The sequence below is a fragment of the Caulobacter sp. BK020 genome (assembly GCF_004342605.1).
GTDB lineage: Bacteria > Pseudomonadota > Alphaproteobacteria > Caulobacterales > Caulobacteraceae > Caulobacter.
On sequence record NZ_SLZL01000018.1, the window covers coordinates 87404 to 102896 of the forward strand.

A 15493-nucleotide genomic window follows, 5' to 3' on the forward strand; every position below is an offset into this window, starting at 1 on the left:
CCATGCTGAAATGGGCTTTCATCCTGGCCATCGTCGCCCTGATCGCCGGCGCCCTGGGCTTCACCGGCATCGCCGGCGCGGCGGCGGGCATCGCCAAGATCCTGTTCTTCCTGTTCCTGCTGGGCTTCATCCTGTTCGCCGTCCTGGGGGTGACGGTGTTCAAGAGCGTGGCGAAGTAGGGATTCCAAGCGGAACCACACTTGCCCCCTACGGACCGCTTCGCGGTCGTCTTCCCCCAAAGGGGGAAGAGCCTGAAACGCAAAGGCTCCGCCCCCTATGGGGGCGGACAGACCGCGAAGCGGTCAGGTGGGGGCAAGGCTATCGAGCGGCCGTATAGGCTTTGGCCTGCTCCCCGACCACCGCCACCAGGTCGCCGATCGTCAGGTTGACGTCGACCAGGTGCAGACCCCAGTCCTTCAGCGGCTGGCCCAGCACCAGCAGGTCGCCGGGGATGTTGTCGGCGCGCGGGTCGGCCTTGTCGGGGTGCACGGTCACGGCCAGGTAGTCGAAGCCGCCGCCGCTGACGCACTCGGCCGAGACCAGGCCCGGGAGCGCCACGAACGGCGTCGACACCGTCACGTCCTTGGCCCAGACCGTGGCCGGGCGCATGGCCGTGCCCATGATCGTGCGGTCGCTGAAATAGCTGTGCAGCGTCGCCGGACCGCCGGCCAGGGCGGCGGGATTGACGCAGGCGGCCTTCATGCCCGGCTCGGCGACCTTGCCGAAGAACTTGCTGGTCGGCGGCGGCGGGCTGTCGGCGCGGAACGAGACGTAGGAGATCACGCAACCGATCTGGCCGGCCTTGCGGCACAGGGGCAGCGAGCCGTAGGCGTCCTTGGCCGGGTCGACCGGCGTGTTCATGCCCAGGATCAGGGCCGAGACCAGCTGCTTCTGCACCGGCTTGCCGTCGATCTCTTCCTTGATCAGCCGCAGCAGGATGCGCGAGCCCTGGCTGTGACCGACCAGCACCACGCCGCGGCCGTGATTGTCGCGGGCCAGATAGTCCTTCCAGGCGGCCAGTACGTCGGCATAGGCCAGTTCGCCGTCGCCGGGCGAGGCCTGGCCCATCATCACCTTGCGCAGGGCGGCGATGGTCACCTGGCGATAGCTGGGGGCGTACAGCTTGCAGACCTGGCCGAAGCGGGCGAACTGCTGGTCGGCCACGGCCTTCTCCGGCAGGTCCGGCGTCATGTCGCTGTTGCCGCCGGGGTCGCGGGACACCGTGGGATAGACGTAGAAGCAGTCGATCGGCGCGTCCGGGTCGGCCTTGAAGGTCTCGACAGTCGTCGCGCCGTTCGCCTGGATCACCGTGGCGGTCTGGTCGGCGGCGCAGGCGTCGGCGCGGCCGGGCCGGCACAGCCAGTTGTCGTCCTTGGCGTAGTCGTTGGGCGCGGCCGGACCGGCCGGCGCCGGCTGGGCGCAGGCCGTCGCGCCCAGGCCCAGGGCCGCGACCAGGCCCAGAGCGGCCCACAGCTTGCGTGACATCGACACCCCCAACGCTTGTTCGCGGCGGAGGATGACCTGGGATTGAGAGGAAGGAAACCCCTTCTAGGCCGGCAGCCACCGGCGCGGGAACTTGTCGCCCAGGGCCCGCGCTTCGCCGGGCTTCAGGCCCAGCTCGCGCATCCGGTAGGCGACCACCTCGCGCAGGGCCTCGACCGGTTCGCGGCCGCCGGACGGGCTGGAGGCGACGGGGCCGGCCTGCATGGCCAGGTCGACGGCGGCCCACTCGGCCTGGGCGCGGTCGGGCTTGCCGACGGCGAAATAGTGGCGGACGGGCAGCCGCTCGCCGGCCACCTCGACCATCACGCCGACCACCCAGCCTTGAACGATCAGATCGGCGTCGGGGCGCTGGCGGAACATGCGACCGATGTAGCAGGTTTCGGCGCGCCGTCACCCGCCCCGCGCCAACTCAGCCCAGCACCTGGAACGCCGCCTGGCTGACCAGGCCCAGGGTCAGCCACAGGGCCAGGCCCAACACGATATAGACGGCCTTGGGGGTACGCCGGTTACGGAAATGGTGGATCTCGTGTCTCGCCATCGCCCAGCCTCCTGAACGCCTCCTGCGTTCGCGGACTCAGGAACGAGCGTCGCCATGGATTCGCTGCATCCGTTAACGCGACCGTGATCGGTTATCCACAAGCGGGGCGGGAACCGGGGGTGGCGCTCGCCTCGCCGGAACCGCTCAGGCGCCGGGATCCAGCGCCCGCATCACCATGGCGCTGTCCACCACCTGCTCCATGCGGACGATCTTGCCGTCCTTGAACGTGTAGAGGTGGGCGAAGGTCGCGGTCATGGCCTTGCCGGTGGCGCGGTAGGTTCCCGAATAGACCCCGAAGGCGGCGACCTGATCGCCGTCCTCAAGATAGGTGTGCGCCTCGGCGCGGTAGTCGACCCACTCGGTGGCCAGGCGCTGGAAGACGTTGGCGGCTATGGCGTCGAAGCCGACATAGGTCCCGGCATAGGGAAAGCCGGCCGCCTCGGTCCAGGATGCGTCGGGCGCGAGCGCCGCCCGCAGCCGCTCGCCCTTCTGCGCCGGTGAGGCCTCGTAGGTCCCGCGTATGACGTCCGTGTTGGAGGCCATCTCAGCCCCACTTCATTTCGCCGGTGGCCACCTTGGCGCCGATCTGCAGGGCCACGCCCATGCCGGCGTCTGGATAGCGGGCGGTCATCGCCGCGATCAGGGCCGCGGAGTCCTTGGCGGTGGCCAGCGCCTGCTCGAAGGCCAGCAGGTAGTCGCGGGTGTACGTCAGGGCCGCCGCGCCGGTCGGGGCCGTGGGCGTCATGTGACCGGGCGCGACCACGGCCGGCTTGCGGGCCAGCATGGCGTCCAGCTGCTGGACCCAGGCGGCGCGGGCCTCGGCGCCAGCCGTGTCGGCCGTCCAGACATGGACGCCGGAGAACACCAGCACGCCGCCGAAAATCGCCGACAGCGAGGGCGCCCAGAGATAGCGCCGATTGGCCAGACCCAGGGCCGGGACGATCTGGACGGGCTGACCGTCCACGGTCAGGTGATCGCCGTCGAAGGCGGTCGGCATGACGATGTCCGCGACCGTCTTGGGGCCGTTGTCGCCCAGCTGCGGCCCCCAGGTGGCCAGCTTCTTCTCGACGCTGGCCTGGATCGCCGCGATCGTGTCCGAGGCCGCCAGGACCCTGGCTTGTGGGAAGGCGGCCTTGATCGGTCCCAGGCTGAAATAATAGTCCGGGTCGCTCTGGCTGACATAGATGGTGGTCAGGTCGCGGCCGGTGGCCTTGATGGCGTCGGCCAGCGCCTGGCCGTCGGGAAGGGTGAAGCCGCCGTCGATCAGCACGGCCTCCTTGGGGCCCCAGACCAGGACCGGCGCGCGGAAAAACCCGTTCTCGCCAGCGGGGAAGGCTTTCCAGTCGAGCGTGACGCCGGCGGCCAGGGCGTCGCCTTGGCCGGCGAGGGTTGCGGCGGCGCCGCCTGCGATCATCGTCATCATCAGTCTCCGGGTGGGCATGGGGGCTCCTGATCCGGCCCGAGGATGCGCCCGGCCGATTGCCATGCGAAGGTCGGGAAAATACACTCATCGTATGCCACAGACATACAATCATCGAGACGGCGCCGATCGCGGCCTCAACAATCTCAAGCGGATGGCCTATTTCGCCGAGGTGGTCGAAACCGGCTCGTTCACGGCGGCCGCCGATCGGCTGGGCATCACCAAGGCCGTGGTCAGCCAGCAGGTCGCCAAGCTCGAGCGCGCGTTCGAGACCACCTTGCTGGTCCGCACCACCCGCAGCGTGCGGCCGACCGAGGAGGGCCGCGCCTTCTACGACCGTTGCGCCCGCGTGCTGTCAGAAGCCCAGGATGCCTTCGACGGTCTCGAGGCCGACGACCGCGCGCCGACCGGCATGCTGCGGCTGACCGCGCCCTTCGATTACGGCGTCGCCGTCGTCGTCCCAGCCATCGCCGAGTTCCACCGGCAGTTTCCCGCCTGCACCGCCGACCTGGTGATCAGCGACCGGACCCTGGACCCGGTCGAGAAGGACATGGAGCTGGCAATCCGGGTCGGCTGGCTGGCCGACAGCACCTTGCGGGCGCGGCGGATCGGATCGTTTCAGCAGATCCTGGTCGCGAGCCCGGCCCTGGCGGCCCGCCTGGGCGACGGCGCCGAGCCCGGCCAGGTCGCCGATCTGCCCTTCATCGCCAACAGCGTCCTGCGCGATCCGCTGGGTTGGACCTTTTCCGACGGCGAAGGCCAGCAGCGGTCGGTGCGGGTGTCGGCGGCGCTGGCCATCGACGCCACCCTGGGGGTGCTGGAAGCGGTGCGGGCCGGCGCCGGCCTCTCTGTTCTGCCGGACTATGCGGTCCAGGCCGACCTGGCCAGCGGCCGCCTGGCGCGCGTGCTGCCCGCCTGGAGCCTGGAGAGCGGCGGGATCTACGCCGTCACGCCCGCGACCCGCTTTCGGCGCGCCCGGGTGACGGCCTTCCTCGACATCCTGACCGCGTGGGAACGGCGCCGGGCGCAGGCGCAATCGCCGAAAAGAAAAGGGCGGGACCTTTCGGCCCCGCCCTTCCCTGTGACAATCAGCTGAGCCGACGCGGACTTCTTAGAAGTCCATGTCGCCCATGCCGCCCATGCCGCCGCCGGGAGGGCCGCCGGCCGGAGCGCTCTTCTTGGGCGCTTCGACGATGGCGGCTTCGGTGGTGATCAGCAGGCCGGCCACCGAGGCGGCGTCCTGCAGGGCGGTGCGGACCACCTTGGCGGGGTCGATGACGCCGTCGGCGACCAGGTCGACATACTGTTCGGTCTGGGCGTTGAAGCCGAAGGTGGCGTTGTCCTGCTCGAGGATCTTGCCGACCACGATCGAGCCTTCGACGCCGGCGTTCTCGGCGATCTGGCGGATCGGGGCCTGCAGGGCGCGACGGACGATGGCGATGCCGGCCGTCTGGTCGTCATTGTCGCCGGTCAGGTTCGCCAGGGCCTTGGAGGCCTTCAGCAGAGCCGTGCCGCCGCCCGGGACGATGCCTTCGTCGGCGGCCGCGCGGGTCGCGTTCAGGGCGTCGTCGACGCGGTCCTTCTTTTCCTTCACCTCGACTTCGGTCGAGCCGCCGACGCGGATGACCGCGACGCCGCCGGCCAGCTTGGCCAGACGCTCTTGCAGCTTTTCCTTGTCGTAGTCCGAGGTGGTGTCCTCGATCTGCTTCTTGATCTGCGAGATGCGGGCCTCGATGGCCGACTTCTCACCGACGCCGTCCACGATGGTGGTGTCGTCCTTGGTGATCGAGACCTTCTTGGCCTTGCCCAGCATGTCGAGCGAGACGTTCTCGAGCTTGATGCCCAGGTCTTCGCTGACGACTTGGGCGCCGGTCAGGATGGCGATGTCTTCCAGCATGGCCTTGCGGCGATCGCCGAAGCCCGGGGCCTTGACGGCGGCGACGCGCAGACCGCCGCGCAGCTTGTTGACCACCAGGGTGGCCAGGGCTTCGCCCTCGACGTCCTCGGCGATGATCACCAGCGGACGGCCCGACTGGACGACGGCTTCCAGCACCGGCAGCAGCGGCTGCAGCGACGACAGCTTCTTTTCGAACAGCAGGATGAGCGGCTCTTCGAGCTGAACTTCCATCTTGTCGGCGTTGGTGATGAAGTACGGCGACAGGTAGCCGCGGTCGAACTGCATGCCTTCGACGACGTCGAGTTCGGTCTCGGCGGTCTTGGCTTCCTCGACGGTGATGACGCCTTCGTTGCCGACCTTGTCCATGGCGCGGGCGATCATGTCGCCCACTTCCTTGTCGCCGTTGGCCGAGATGGTGCCGACCTGGGCGATTTCGGCGTTGGTCGTGACCTTCTTCGACGACGCCTTGATCTCGTCGACGACGATGTGCACGGCCTTGTCGATGCCGCGCTTCAGGTCCATCGGGTTCATGCCGGCGGCGACCGACTTGAGGCCTTCCTGGACGATGGCTTGGGCCAGCACGGTGGCGGTGGTGGTGCCGTCGCCGGCCTTGTCGTTGGTCTTGCTGGCGACTTCGCGGATCATCTGCGCGCCGAGGTTCTCGAACTTGTCAGCCAGTTCGATTTCCTTGGCGACCGAGACGCCGTCCTTGGTCGAGCGCGGGGCGCCGAACGACTTTTCGATCACGACGTTGCGGCCCTTGGGACCCAGGGTCACCTTCACCGCGTTGGCGAGGATGTTGACGCCGCGCAGCATCTTGTCGCGCGCGTCGGAGGAGAAATAGACGTCTTTAGCGGCCATTTGAGAGCCCTTCTAAAAGAGAAACTTGGGATCGAAAGCGATGAGCAGTGCGGCCTTTAGGCCTCGACGATGCCCAGGACGTCGCTTTCCTTCATGATCAGCAGATCCTGGCCGTCCACCTTCACTTCGGTGCCGGACCACTTGCCGAACAGGATGCGGTCGCCGGCCTTCACGTCGAGCGCGACGATGTCGCCCTTGTCGTTGCGGGCGCCCGGGCCGACGGCGACGACTTCGCCTTCCTGCGGCTTTTCCTTGGCGGTGTCGGGGATGATGATCCCGCCCTTGGTCTTGGTTTCTTCTTCGACGCGCTTCACCAGGACGCGGTCGCCGAGAGGGCGAAATTTCATGAGTCTTCTCCGTCGGGACGGTTTTAAATTATGGTTCGTCCGCAGTCGGGGAGCGCCGTTGTTAGCAGTCGCTCCCATCGAGTGCTAACGCCGCGCAGGAGTTAGGACCGGCGGCGGGGGGAGTCAAGGAGAAGGGGCTCCGATTTGCTGTGGGCAAATCAGCCCCGGAGCGGGCGCCGATCCGGCGACGGACATAGATAGGGACGAACACGGCGGCATGAAGACGATGAAGCCTCCTATTCTGGCCCTGATCGGGCTGCTGCTCCTGCCGGCCGGGCTGGCCGGCTGCGCCACCGGCGCGCCGCCCGCGCCGCGCGTGGTCACCGAGGCCGACGGCGGCCCGGTCGCCCTGGCGCGCGGCCAGACGCTGGAGGTGCGGCTGGGCTCGAACGCCGGGACCGGCTACGGCTGGCGGCTGGACCGCGAGGCCGCGCCCCTGGTGCTGAGCGGCGGCTCCAGCCAGGACGTGGCCGCCGCGCCCGGCCTGCCCGGCGGCCGGCTGACCACGGTCTACACCTACCAGGGCGCCGGACGCGGCAGGACCGACCTGGCCTTCACGTTCAAGCGGCCTTGGGAGCCCGACAGCCCCGGCGACCGCAAGGTGGTGTTTCAGGTAAGGGTGCGCTGATGATCGACCATGTCAGCCTGATCGTCCGCGATGTGGCGGCCTGCAAGGCCTTCTACGACGCCGCCTTCGCGCCCCTGGGCATCGAGATCCTGCACCATGTCAGCGCCGAGGAAAGCGGCACGGTGGCCTATATGGGCTACGGTCCGCGCGCCGATGGCCGCAGCCATCAGGCCGGCAAGCCCAGCTTCTGGATCGCCGGCGCCGAAACGCTCGACGACGCGATCAGCTCGGCCCCGATGCACGTGGCCTTCGTGGCCGACACGCGGGCCCAGGTCGATGCTTTCCACGCCGCCGCCCTGGCCGCCGGCGGGGTGGACAACGGGGCGCCGGGCGTTCGGCCGCATTATCACCCCAACTACTATGGAGCCTTCGTGCTCGACCCGGACGGCCGCAACATCGAAGCGGTCTGCCATGCGCCCGCATAGCCAGCATAGGCGGTTGGAGACCTGACCCGCGTGATCATTTCGAGCTACGGCCTTTCGCTTCTCCTGGCGATCATCGCCTGCGTGATCGGCGGGGCGCTGGGCGGCCTGACCCTGGCCCGGCCGGGCGCGGTCCTCGGCCTGACCGCCCCGGACGCCGACGGCAGGACCGAGGGCCGGGCCCTGGGCGGCCTGCTGATCCTGTCGCACGCCGCCGCGGCCCTGTTCCTGGGCTACCAGTCGCATGTGGGGGCGGCCATGGCCTTCGCCCTGGCCATGGCCTGGCTGGGCGCCGCGCTCGGGCGGACGGTCTCGGCCCTGGTCGACCGGGCGCGCGACCGCCTCAACCTGGGCAACCTGGCCTTCGAGATCCTCATCGCGGTCACCCTGTCCCTGCCGTTCTTCAACGCCGGCCGGTTGGTGGTGCTGCGGGGGCACGGGATGCTGGTGTGAGGATCGACCGGGGGACATGCCCTTGCGGCGTGTCCCCATCGGCTACCGCTGAGCCTGGACATGGGGACACGCCGCAAGGGCATGTCCCCGGCTCTCACCCCTCCCCAGGGGACAGGGTTCGATCTATGGTCGTCGTCATGACCCCACGCCCCCTCGCTCGTCGCGACGTCCTGGTCGGCGCCGGCCTGCTCGCCGCCTTTCCGGCCGCCGCCCAGGTCGCCCCCGCGCCCGCCCCCAAGCCGCCGGTCTATGTCGCCCTCGACACCCCGCAGGGTCGGATCGTCATCGAGCTGGCCGTCGCCCAAGCCCCGATCACCACCGCCAACTTCCTGCGCTATGTCGATCGCAAGCTCTATGACAAGGCGACCTTCTTCCGGGCCTCGCGGGCGCCCGGGGCAGTGGACTACGGCCTGATCCAGGGCGGGCTGCAGAACGTCGGCGCCCTGCCCCCGATCGCCCACGAGCCCACCAGCCAGACCGGGCTCAAGCACGTGGACGGCGCGGTGTCGATCGCCCGCACCGCGCCGGGCACGGCCACCTCGGACTTCTTCATCTGCATCGGCGACGCGCCCTATCTGGACGCCAATCCGGCCGGAACCGGCGACAATCTCGGCTTCGCCGCCTTCGGCCGGGTGGTCCAGGGCATGGACGTGGCCAAGAAGATCCTGGCCCTGCCCACGCCCGGCAAGGCGATCAACCCGGTGATGAAGGGCCAGATCCTCGACCCGCCGGTGCCGATCACCTCGGCCCGCCGCGTGCCGGCCCCAGCGGGACCGGACGTGACGGCGCCGCCGAAGCTCTGAAGCGAGCCCGCCCGGCCTGGGATGGGGTGGGGAGCGGACGCCCCTTCACCGATACCGGTAGAGCTTCACCCGCTGGATCTGGAACTGGTCCGGCGGCAGCCGGATGTGGCGGCCCTGGTGGGTCTGATCGCCGTTCAGGACGCGGCCGGGGACCCAGCGACCCTGGGCGTCGAACACGCCCTCGACGGCGCTGTCGATGCCGGCCAGGGCGAGGTCGTCCCCGGCCCCCGCAAAGGTGACCACCAGGCCGCGGCCGGCCATCAGGTACTCCTCGGGACCGATCTGGATGATCAACCCGCCGTGGCCGGCGGTCTTCTGGTCGGCCTTGGGCGTCCACGGGTCGAGAAAGCCGACGGTGAACCTGTAGTCGCCGATCGTCTGGCTGACCGGCGCGTCCAGCACCGTCCCGTCCTCCAGCACGCGCGGCTTGAAGCCCGACATCTTGCACCCCCCTTGGCTATCTTGGCCCTGGGCCGCCAGGATGGCCGGGGCCAGTCGCCGGAGCACGCCATAGGCCTGGGTGACCGCCGCCTGGGCCGTGTCGTCGGCGTTCTCCACCTGGAACGGCGAGAAGCCGAGCGCGTCGAGCTCGCCGATCGCGTAGAAGGCGTTGGCCGGCGTCTCGGGCGCGCCGACATTGTTGGCCTCGGGGATGAACAGCGCGTTGTCGGGGCGCTTGTAGCGGCCGGCCAGGTCGCTGAAGTTGGGGAAATAGATGTCGGGCGAAATCAGGTCCACGCTGGGCGCGCCGGTCTTCCAGACGTCGATCAGGTGCGGCAGCGGCCCCCCGCTGGGATATTCGCCCGGCGCCTTGCCGGTGCGGTTCAGGGCGACATTGACGTACATCGGCAGCGGATAGGCGGCCTTGCCGGCCCGGGTCACGGCCTCGACGTAGCGGGCGTAGAACCAGGCGGTGAACACCTCCTGGCCGGCGTCGCCGTCGCCGAACACCTGCGCCCAGGCCCCCGAGGTCTTCGCGCCGTGCGCCTTCCACAACGCCCGCAGTTCGGGCTCGATCGCCTCGCCGCCGTTCGCCAGGCGCTCGAGCAGTTCGGACGGGACGGGCCCAGCCCAGGCGGCGTCGGCTTCCGGCCCCCATTCGCGGGCGGAAGGCAGCATGCCGACCTCGTTCTCGACCTGGACCATCAGCACCGTGCCCCGGGCGTCGACCGCCTTCAGGTGGGCCAGCAGGGCGGCGTAGGCCCGGGCGTCGGCGTCGCGTGTCTCGACCGAGAAGGCCGACAGGATCTCCTGGCTCACCCCGCCGGCCTGCCCTGGTTCAGGGGCCGACTTGGCGCGCGGAAAGCGGACGTCGTCGCGCTTCACCCACGACGGGACATAGGTCGACATGCTGTTCTTCCAGGCCCCGAACCACAGCAGGACCAGGCGCATGTCCTGAGCGCGGGCGTCCCTCAGCAGGCCGTCGACGCTGGAGAAGTCGTAGACCCCCTCCTTCGGCTCGATCAGCTCCCACGAGACCGGGGCGAGCACGGTGTTGAGGTTCATGGCCTTCAGCTTGGGCCAGTATTTGGCCATGTAGGCCTGGCTGGAGGCGCTGGAATTGCCCAGTTCGCCGCCCAGCACCAGCATGGGCTCGCCGTCGACCACCAGCCGGCGGGCCGAGCCCTGGGTCTCCAGCCGGGGCATGCCGGCGGCCGCGCCCTGGACCAGCAGCAGCAAAGCCGCCAGGGCCAGGCCCACGGCCGCGGCGCCCGTCTGGCGCGGCCGACGAGCTCGGTTCCGGAGAGATCCCTGGTCCATACGCTTCCTCGTTCCGGCCCGGCGTCCTGCCGCGCCGTGGCCGATGACACCGCCGACGCATCTTACACGTGGTCCGACCTGTCAATCTCGATACCCGCCACTTGTCAGACCACGCCAGGACCTCGATCCCGATCATACGGTCCTGCCGCCACCTGCCGCCAGTCTGCTGACATTCGCTGTCAGCAGGCCCCCTAGCCTTCCCGGCCGCGCGGACCTACCTTCCTGCCATGGCCCGATCCCCCGAGACCCATGCCGGCGGCGTTTCCGACGTCTCGGCCAAGTTCATCCATGACGTGACGCTGGACGCCGAGGCGGACGGCGCCCTGCCGATGATGTGGACCCCCCACCGCCCGGCGCGGCCGGAGAAGTCCGAGGGCGGCAAGAAGTTCAAGCTGGTCAGCGACTACCAGCCGGCCGGCGACCAGCCGACCGCCATCGCCGAGCTGGTCGAGGGCCTGAACAACCGCGAGAACGACCAGGTGCTGCTGGGCGTCACCGGCTCGGGCAAGACCTTCACCATGGCCAAGGTCATCGAGGCCACCCAGCGCCCGGCCCTGATCCTGGCCCCCAACAAGACCCTGGCCGCCCAGCTCTACAGCGAAATGAAGAGCTTCTTCCCCGACAACGCGGTCGAGTACTTCGTCAGCTATTACGACTACTACCAGCCGGAAGCCTACGTCCCGCGCACCGACACCTACATCGAGAAGGACAGCTCGATCAACGAGCAGATCGACCGCATGCGCCACTCGGCGACCCGGGCGATCCTCGAGCGCGACGACGTCATCGTGGTGGCCAGCGTCAGCTGCATCTACGGCATCGGCTCGGTCGAGACCTACACGGCCATGACCTTCACCCTGGAGGTCGGCCAGACCATCAACGAAAAGCAGATGATGGCCGACCTGGTCGCCCAGCAGTACAAGCGCAACGACGCCGCCTTCGAGCGCGGCACGTTCCGCCGCCGCGGCGACACCATCGAGATCTTCCCCGCCCACTACGAGGATCGCGCCTGGCGGGTCAGCCTGTTCGGCGACGAAGTCGAGGCGATCAGCGAGTTCGACCCGCTGACCGGCAAGAAGACCGGCGACCTGGAGATGATCAAGGTCTACGCCAACAGCCACCACGTCACCCCGCGCCCCACCCTGCGCCAGGCCATCGTCAGCATCCGCCAGGAGCTGAAGGAGCGCCTGGAATGGCTGGTCGCCAACGGCAAGCTGCTAGAGGCCCAGCGCCTGGAGCAGCGGACCAATTTCGACCTGGAGATGATCGAGACCACCGGCTCCTGCGCCGGCATCGAGAACTACAGCCGCTACCTGTCGGGCCGCCGCCCGGGCGAGCCGCCGCCGACCTTCTTCGAATACATCCCCGACAACGCCCTGCTGTTCACCGACGAGAGCCACCAGACCGTCCCGCAGATCGGCGCCATGTACAAGGGCGACCGCAACCGCAAATGGACTCTGGCCGAGTACGGTTTCCGCCTGCCCAGCGCCCTGGACAACCGCCCGCTCAAGTTCGAGGAGTGGGACGCCATGCGGCCGCAGTCGATCCACGTCAGCGCCACCCCGGCCAAGTGGGAGCTGGAGCGGGCCGGCGGCGTCTTCGCCGAGCAGGTGATCCGCCCCACCGGCCTGATCGACCCGCCGGTCGAGGTGCGCCCGGTCAGCGCCAACGGCGCCAGCCAGGTCGACGACGTCGTCGACGAGATCCGCCAGACCAAGGCCAGGGGCTACCGCACCCTGGTCACCGTCCTGACCAAGAAGATGGCCGAGGACCTGACCGAATATCTGAACGAGCAGGGCGTCGCCGTGCGCTACATGCACAGCGACGTCGACACCATGGAGCGGATCGAGATCATCCGTGACCTGCGCCTGGGCCAGTTCGACGTGCTGGTCGGCATCAACCTGCTGCGCGAGGGCCTGGACATCCCCGAATGCGGCCTGGTCGCCATCCTCGACGCCGACAAGGAAGGCTTCCTGCGCTCGGAGACCAGCCTGATCCAGACCATCGGCCGCGCCGCCCGCAACGTCGACGGCAAGGTCATCCTCTATGCCGACCGGGTCACCGGCAGCATGGAGCGGGCCATGGAGGAGACCGCCCGCCGCCGCGAGAAGCAGCACGCCTACAATCTCGAGCACGGCATCACGCCCGAGAGCGTCAAGCGCGACATCAAGGACATCCTCGACAGCCCCTACGAGCGCGGCGACCGCGTGCTGGTGCCGATCGGCGGGATCGGCGAGGGCAAGGACGCCAAGCCGTTCAGCGGCGACAACTTCAAGGCCGCCCTCAAGGACCTGGAGGCCCGCATGCGCGAGGCGGCGGCCAACCTGGAATTCGAAACGGCCGCCCGCCTGCGCGACGAGATCAAGCGGATGAAGCTGATGGACCTGGAGTTCGCCAACGAGGCGCTGACGGCGCCGGGCGAGGCGGTGGACAAGTCGATGCCCGGGCGGGTTCGCAAGGAACTGCGGGCGGAGCAGGCGGAGGCGTTTCGGAAGGGGCGGTTGTGAGGGGGGGGAGCTTAGCGGCGGACAAGGTCGACAAAGCCGCTAGGTGGAGGGCGAACGGCGATTGTTCAACACGCAGCCGGAACGGCATTGGACTCCTATCGCCAGCCCCCAATCGCTATTGGGAGAATTGGTCTCTGAAAAGCTGAAAACTCCTACAACGAGCAGCTATTTTTTCAGACATTCCAAGCAATTTAACGGCAACATCTCTATAATGCTGCGCACGACCCGGCCCTTGAACAAATCCGGTTTCTAAGAGCAAAACACTTTTGGATTCTATTTCTTCCCAATTATGGGCGTTATCCGATATTCCAGCCAACATCCAGGACTCTGTCTTCTGCGTTGGGACCGCAAATTTTATCTGTTTCTCGTAGTTCGAATCGGGATCCACCCAATTCTTCAACTTCGAAGACAGAAACGCCACACGATCCTCTACAGAAGGGGGTACAGGCAAAGCACCACCAAATTGGTCAGCACATTCAACTGCTATGTCGCCATCCAGGTGCACAACGATCAAGTCGTATACCTCTTCGCCTTCAAATAGAGGGGCCCTGAGATAGGTATCCAAGCCGTTGCCGGCATTTGCTTGACACCAAGCCACGACCTTTGGCCACCCCCCATCCCCTGATCGCGAAGATGCATCCGCCGCTGGCTGAAGCGGAAGACACACAGCCTCCTCGCCTAAGACAGCCTGCGCTATCTCCGAAATCAGAACCGATAGCGCTGGGAAGTCATGTATCCCCTCGCAAACCACCCCCACTTTCATCTAGAATAATGCCCCCGGAATGCGCCCCTCGAGAAGAAGCTGGGAAAGATTCTTCCCCTTATGAGCCAATATCCACTCATCCTTAGACATCCCAGACGGAGCCCTTATGGGCTTAAATGCCGTTGACCCGAGAGGACTCGCCTTTGCGTCAGACCTATTTACTGTAAATACTCGATGCTTTTCATTAAATAAATCAAAACTATCCAAAGCAGAAGGGTGATGAGATGTCATAAACACCTGCTGGCGAAGATTAGCTTCGCTCGATACGTCACAACTTATGCGGACGATATGATCGGTCAGCTGCCTGACCAAATCTGGGTTAAGAGTTCCATCAACGTTATCTAATGCAAACACTTTTGGTGCATCAGAGTGAGCCAAAAGTGTTGCCACAAAAATAAGATATAGCGTCCCCTCACTAGCATCGAACGGACTCAAGAAATTGCGAGTCAAGTTCATAAACTTGTCCCTGATATATATCAAAGAACCTTCAGATCGAACTTGGGGCGGCACGATATCTGGATCAAATGGCTTCACGCGGATAGTATCCGCCCATCCAGGTTTCCATATAATACCAAGCGTTTCGTCAATTCTTTTGCGCACAATGTCACTTGCGGCACGCATCGCTAACACATGTTGAAACGCTTGAGCTAATCCAGATCCAGTCAAGCCAAGCGGCTCCATAACCCGCGAGTCGATCGCAAGTCCGCGCATCACCGCGGTTTGTGGCGCATATATCGCAAAGTTTGAAAACTCCGCAATTTCAGAATGAAATTCATCTGAAATCCTTAGAACAGACCCAAGCACATCCCATATGCTACGATTTGTTTCGATGGCAGAAAGATCTATGTTATTTAGCGCTTCATTCTGACCATAGACTCTAGCCCCCCTAGGGCTACGACCGAAGACCATACTTCCGCCGTCGTATAGGGCTTCAGTATGAAACTCTAGGTACGGACTACTAATCCCTGACCTTATCGAACATTCATACTTTCCATTTTCGAACTCCGCCACCATATGGAAAGTTTGCGGCAGCTTGTAGTTTTTAAAGGCCGATTTAAATAACCTGGGAAGCGACAACCTAACTCCGCGCAAATCCAGCGCATTCTGATCGATGCCGCGAGAAAGTGCCGACGCTAAAATACCAATAGCTTCAAGTACATTAGACTTCCCCGCACCATTCGGACCAACGAAAATATTCGCGCATCCGAAATCTAGATCTGCACTATAGATCGATTTAAAGCGCTCGATTTTCAGTTTTCTTAACATCAGATCTCGCTAGGGCAAGCGGGGAAGAAAGCGCTCGACGAGGAACCCGTCGCAGATGATGTGGTTCTAGCTCAGCTAGCTCGGCGTCGCGAGAGGGGTTTGGCACGAACGAACTGCGGTATCGAGCTTGCCACGACAGATGGGAAAATTTGGCGCGATGATGCAAGCACCAACACTAACTGCTTACGTTTAACTTCGCTCCTTCCCCCGCCTTACATCTCTCGTAGGCAGCAGCGTGCCGGTCTGGACAGGTCAGTCAAGGACGGCGCTCCGCGCCGCCGCGTCGCGGCCGGCCTCCGGCCGGTCCTTGAGTGACCTGTCCAGACC

Annotated in this window: 17 protein-coding genes; 7 read left to right on the forward strand and 10 right to left on the reverse strand. The window is 66.1% G+C overall.

The features are described 5' to 3' along the window. The first annotated feature begins 2 nt into the window (after window positions 1–2). Window positions 3–179 (forward strand): DUF1328 family protein, encoded by a 177-nt coding sequence (locus EV278_RS19265; protein WP_132095070.1) that lies wholly within the window; start codon window positions 3–5, stop codon window positions 177–179. A 139-nt stretch (window positions 180–318) separates the two neighbouring features. On the opposite strand, the gene EV278_RS19270 is transcribed toward EV278_RS19265, so the two are convergent. The 5 genes from EV278_RS19270 to EV278_RS19285 all read right to left on the reverse strand — a co-directional run bounded on the left by EV278_RS19270 (window position 319) and on the right by EV278_RS19285 (window position 3482). Then, window positions 319–1485: a DUF3089 domain-containing protein gene (locus EV278_RS19270; protein WP_132095072.1), complete on the reverse strand. Its 1167-nt coding sequence runs from the start codon at window positions 1483–1485 to the stop codon at window positions 319–321. Window positions 1486–1548: 63 nt separating this feature from the next. After that, window positions 1549–1863 carry a hypothetical protein gene (locus EV278_RS19275; RefSeq protein WP_029908252.1) on the reverse strand — a complete coding sequence of 105 codons (315 nt, stop codon included), beginning with the start codon at window positions 1861–1863 and terminating at the stop codon, window positions 1549–1551. Window positions 1864–1912: 49 nt separating this feature from the next. Further along, window positions 1913–2041: a hypothetical protein gene (locus EV278_RS24500; RefSeq protein WP_243692269.1), complete on the reverse strand. Its 129-nt coding sequence runs from the start codon at window positions 2039–2041 to the stop codon at window positions 1913–1915. Between the two features lie 144 nt (window positions 2042–2185). Then, window positions 2186–2584, reverse strand: a complete 399-nt coding sequence (locus tag EV278_RS19280; RefSeq protein ID WP_132095074.1) for a nuclear transport factor 2 family protein — start codon at window positions 2582–2584, stop codon at window positions 2186–2188. Window position 2585: 1 nt separating this feature from the next. Beyond that, window positions 2586–3482, reverse strand: a complete 897-nt coding sequence (locus tag EV278_RS19285; protein WP_132095076.1) for an MBL fold metallo-hydrolase — start codon at window positions 3480–3482, stop codon at window positions 2586–2588. Between the two features lie 73 nt (window positions 3483–3555). Here EV278_RS19285 and EV278_RS19290 point away from each other — a divergent pair, with 73 nt between their 5' ends. Further along, complete coding sequence (locus EV278_RS19290) at window positions 3556–4557, forward strand: LysR family transcriptional regulator (protein WP_132095078.1); 1002 nt, start codon at window positions 3556–3558, stop codon at window positions 4555–4557. Between the two features lie 15 nt (window positions 4558–4572). On the opposite strand, the gene groL is transcribed toward EV278_RS19290, so the two are convergent. Beyond that, the gene (gene groL / locus EV278_RS19295) at window positions 4573–6219 is read right to left on the reverse strand and encodes a chaperonin GroEL (protein ID WP_132095080.1); all 1647 of its coding nucleotides are present in this window, start codon (window positions 6217–6219) and stop codon (window positions 4573–4575) included. Between the two features lie 56 nt (window positions 6220–6275). Next, complete coding sequence (gene groES / locus EV278_RS19300) at window positions 6276–6566, reverse strand: co-chaperone GroES (protein ID WP_028037871.1); 291 nt, start codon at window positions 6564–6566, stop codon at window positions 6276–6278. 217 nt (window positions 6567–6783) lie between these two features. Here groES and EV278_RS19305 point away from each other — a divergent pair, with 217 nt between their 5' ends. The 4 genes from EV278_RS19305 (at window position 6784) to EV278_RS19320 (ending at window position 8872) form a co-directional block, all read left to right on the forward strand. Further along, window positions 6784–7194 carry a protease inhibitor I42 family protein gene (locus tag EV278_RS19305; RefSeq protein ID WP_132095082.1) on the forward strand — a complete coding sequence of 137 codons (411 nt, stop codon included), beginning with the start codon at window positions 6784–6786 and terminating at the stop codon, window positions 7192–7194. After that, the gene (locus EV278_RS19310; protein WP_132095084.1) at window positions 7194–7619 is read left to right on the forward strand and encodes a VOC family protein; all 426 of its coding nucleotides are present in this window, start codon (window positions 7194–7196) and stop codon (window positions 7617–7619) included. Before EV278_RS19305 ends, EV278_RS19310 begins: the two co-directional genes overlap by 1 nt. A 36-nt stretch (window positions 7620–7655) precedes the next feature. Beyond that, entirely contained in the window at window positions 7656–8069 is a 414-nt protein-coding gene (locus tag EV278_RS19315; protein WP_165916710.1) for a DUF4345 family protein, read from the forward strand. A 137-nt stretch (window positions 8070–8206) separates the two neighbouring features. Next, window positions 8207–8872, forward strand: a complete 666-nt coding sequence (locus EV278_RS19320; protein WP_132095088.1) for a peptidylprolyl isomerase — start codon at window positions 8207–8209, stop codon at window positions 8870–8872. Window positions 8873–8917: 45 nt separating this feature from the next. Here EV278_RS19320 and EV278_RS19325 read toward each other — a convergent pair whose 3' ends face one another. After that, on the reverse strand, window positions 8918–10573 hold the full coding sequence (locus EV278_RS19325) for a DUF5597 domain-containing protein (protein ID WP_243692270.1): 1656 nt from the start codon (window positions 10571–10573) through the stop codon (window positions 8918–8920). Between the two features lie 287 nt (window positions 10574–10860). On the opposite strand from EV278_RS19325, the gene uvrB reads away from it, so the two are divergent. Then, window positions 10861–13137, forward strand: a complete 2277-nt coding sequence (gene uvrB / locus EV278_RS19330) for an excinuclease ABC subunit UvrB (RefSeq protein ID WP_132095092.1) — start codon at window positions 10861–10863, stop codon at window positions 13135–13137. A gap of 115 nt (window positions 13138–13252) precedes the next feature. On the opposite strand, the gene EV278_RS19335 is transcribed toward uvrB, so the two are convergent. Both EV278_RS19335 and EV278_RS19340 read right to left on the reverse strand, forming a co-directional pair. Next, a complete protein-coding gene (locus EV278_RS19335; RefSeq protein ID WP_132095094.1) occupies window positions 13253–13651 on the reverse strand; it encodes a hypothetical protein in 399 nt (132 codons plus the stop codon). 249 nt (window positions 13652–13900) lie between these two features. Further along, window positions 13901–15166, reverse strand: a complete 1266-nt coding sequence (locus EV278_RS19340) for an ATP-binding protein (RefSeq protein WP_132095096.1) — start codon at window positions 15164–15166, stop codon at window positions 13901–13903. Window positions 15167–15493 lie beyond the last annotated feature (327 nt).